Below are 2,892 nucleotides of genomic sequence, written 5' to 3' on the forward strand. Positions count from 1 at the left end.
TGCCCAAGCCCGAGGACGGCAAGACCCCGATGGCGGTCGGCGTCGATCTGCGCGGCGAATCCTATGGCCTCTTGATCGACCAGATCGGCGAGGTGCTGCGGCTTCCCGACGACGGCATGGAAGAGAACCCCGTCAACCTCGACCCTCGCATGGCGAAACTCGCCGGCGGTGTCCACCGTCTCGACGGCCAGCTCATGGTCGTCCTCGACGTCGATCGCGTCCTCGAGCTCGCCCCCGAGATGATGGCGGCCTGATACGCCGGCAACCCGCCGACGTACCTGCAATTGGAAGTGCCCCCGCAAAGGGGACAGGAAGCAGAGGTTCACATGCGAACTTGTCTCGTCGTTGATGATTCCAGCGTCATCCGCAAGGTTGCGCGCCGGATCCTTGAGGGCCTCGACTTCCAGATCCTCGAAGCCGAGGACGGTGAGAAGGCGCTCGAAGCCTGCAAGCGCGGGCTGCCCGACGCGGTGCTGCTCGACTGGAACATGCCGGTCATGGACGGCTACGAATTCCTCGGTCACCTCCGCCGCATGCCCGGCGGCGACCAGCCGAAGGTGGTGTTCTGCACCACCGAGAACGACGTCGCGCATATTGCGCGTGCGCTGCATGCCGGCGCCAACGAATACATCATGAAGCCCTTCGACAAGGACATCGTGACTGCGAAATTCCAGGAAGTCGGACTTATCTGAGCGAACTCCCGGAGGCTGAACGGATCCTTCGGCGCTTGTTTTCAACTGTACCGTTTCAGTCTGAGTTGGTGAGTTAATGAGTGTTGCGTTCGCAGGGAATTCGACTACGAGCTCGTCGCGCGAAGCCGGGCCACTGCGGGTGATGGTCGTCGACGACTCCGTCGTCATCCGCGGTCTGATCTCGCGCTGGATCGGTGCCGAGCACGACATGGAGGTCGCGGCTTCTCTGCGCACCGGGCTCGAAGCGGTCAACCAGATCGAACGCATCAATCCTGATGTTGCCGTGCTCGACATCGAAATGCCGGAGCTCGACGGCATCTCGGCGCTGCCGCAACTGCTGGCGAAGAAGCGTGATCTCATCATCATCATGGCCTCGACGCTGACCCGCCGCAACGCGGAGATCAGCTTCAAGGCGCTGTCGCTCGGCGCGGCCGATTACATTCCGAAGCCGGAATCGACGCGCGAGGCATCGGCCGCCGATATCTTCCATCATGATTTGATCGAGAAGATCCGTCATCTCGGCGCGCGGCTCCGCCGCAAGCCCGCGGTCGCGAGCCCGCCGCTGGCGCCCGCGAGCCATGCTGCACCGGCTGCACGTGCACCCGCTATCGCGCGGCCCGCTACGCCCGCACCGGCTCCGGCCCTACATGCCCTGTCGTCAGGTCCGCTGACCACGCGTCCGTTCTCGACCCAGGCACCCAAGGTGCTGCTGATCGGCTCCTCGACCGGCGGTCCGCAGGCGCTGATGGCGCTCGTCACCGAGCTCGGCCCTGTCATCGACCGTTTCCCCGTGCTGATCACCCAGCACATGCCGCCGACCTTCACGACCATTCTGGCCGAGCATCTGGCGCGCGCGAGCCGCAAGCCGTCGGCCGAGGCGGTCGACGGCGAGCCGGTGAAGCCGGGACGGATTTATCTCGCACCGGGCGGCAAGCACATGCGCGTCGTGCGCAGCGGCGCGGACGTGGCGATCGCGCTCGACGACGGCCCCGCGGTCAATTTCTGCAAGCCGGCGGTCGATCCGCTCTTCACCTCCGCCATCGACATCTGGCATGGCAGCATCCTCTCCGTGATCCTGACGGGCATGGGCTCGGATGGCATGCGCGGCGGCAAGGACATCGTCGCCGCCGGCGGCAGCGTGATCGCGCAGGACGAAGCCACGAGCGTGGTCTGGGGCATGCCGGGCGCGGCGGCCAATGCCGGGATCTGCTCGGCAATCCTGCCGCTCAACCAGATCGGCGCCAAGGTCAACCGCCTGTTTGCGGGGGACCGCTCGTGACGCCAGCGGACTATGAGTATCTGCGCAAGTTCCTGAAGGAGCGCTCCGGCCTCGATCTCTCGCCCGACAAGCAGTATCTGGTCGAGAGCCGCCTCTTGCCGCTCGCGCGCAAGGCCAGCCTTCCCGGCATTCCCGATCTCGTGCTGAAGATCAGGAACGGCGATGGCCGGCTTGCCACCGACGTGATCGAAGCGATGACCACCAACGAGACCTTCTTCTACCGCGACAAGATCCCGTTCGATCATATGCGCGAAACCATCCTGCCGGGCCTGCATCAGGCGCGCGCAGCGCGCAAGTCGCTGCGCATCTGGTCGGCGGCATCCTCCACCGGACAGGAGCCCTATTCGATCGCGATGTGCGTGAAGGAGATGGGCGCAGCCTTCGCCGGCTGGCGCATCGAGATCATCGCCACCGATCTGTCGCAGGAGGTGCTGGAGAAATCCAGGGCCGGTCTCTACAGCCAGTTCGAGGTGCAGCGCGGCCTGCCGATCCAGCACCTGATGAAATACTTCACGCAAGCCGGCGACATCTGGCAGCTCAATGCCGACATCCGCGCGATGGTGCAGTTCCGCCAGCTCAATCTGTTGCAGGACTTCTCCCATCTCGGCACGTTCGACGTGATCTTCTGCCGCAACGTGCTGATCTATTTCGATCAGGACACCAAGGCGGTGATCTTCGAGCGCATGGCGAAGGGACTGGAAGCCGACGGTACGCTGCTGTTAGGGGCCGCCGAATCCGTCGTCGGCATCACCGATGCGTTCCGCCCCATCACCGATCGTCGCGGCCTCTATCAGCTCAACCCCGCGCGCTCCGGCCGCCCGATGGGCGGATTGATGCCGCCGTCGCTGAAGGTTGCTGCGGCGAGGTGAGGTGTTCTTCCCCTCTCCCCTTGTGGGAGAGGGTGGCTCGCCGCGTAGCGGC

Annotated in this window: 4 protein-coding genes; all 4 read left to right on the forward strand. The window is 64.9% G+C overall.

Features of this window, described 5'->3' with window-relative positions; genetic code table 11:
* The coding region (locus IVB29_RS20470; protein WP_247505197.1) for a chemotaxis protein CheW at positions 1–254 on the forward strand (254 nt) is incomplete at its 5' end.
* A gap of 72 nt (positions 255–326) precedes the next feature.
* Positions 327–692, forward strand: a complete 366-nt coding sequence (locus tag IVB29_RS20475) for a response regulator (RefSeq protein WP_007600538.1) — start codon at positions 327–329, stop codon at positions 690–692.
* Between the two features lie 76 nt (positions 693–768).
* A complete protein-coding gene (locus IVB29_RS20480) occupies positions 769–1,971 on the forward strand; it encodes a chemotaxis response regulator protein-glutamate methylesterase (RefSeq protein ID WP_247505198.1) in 1,203 nt (400 codons plus the stop codon).
* On the forward strand, positions 1,968–2,840 hold the full coding sequence (locus IVB29_RS20485) for a protein-glutamate O-methyltransferase CheR (RefSeq protein WP_247505199.1): 873 nt from the start codon (positions 1,968–1,970) through the stop codon (positions 2,838–2,840). Before IVB29_RS20480 ends, IVB29_RS20485 begins: the two co-directional genes overlap by 4 nt.
* Positions 2,841–2,892 lie beyond the last annotated feature (52 nt).

Origin of the sequence: Bradyrhizobium sp. 1, assembly GCF_023073315.1 — a bacterium.
Lineage (GTDB): Bacteria > Pseudomonadota > Alphaproteobacteria > Rhizobiales > Xanthobacteraceae > Bradyrhizobium.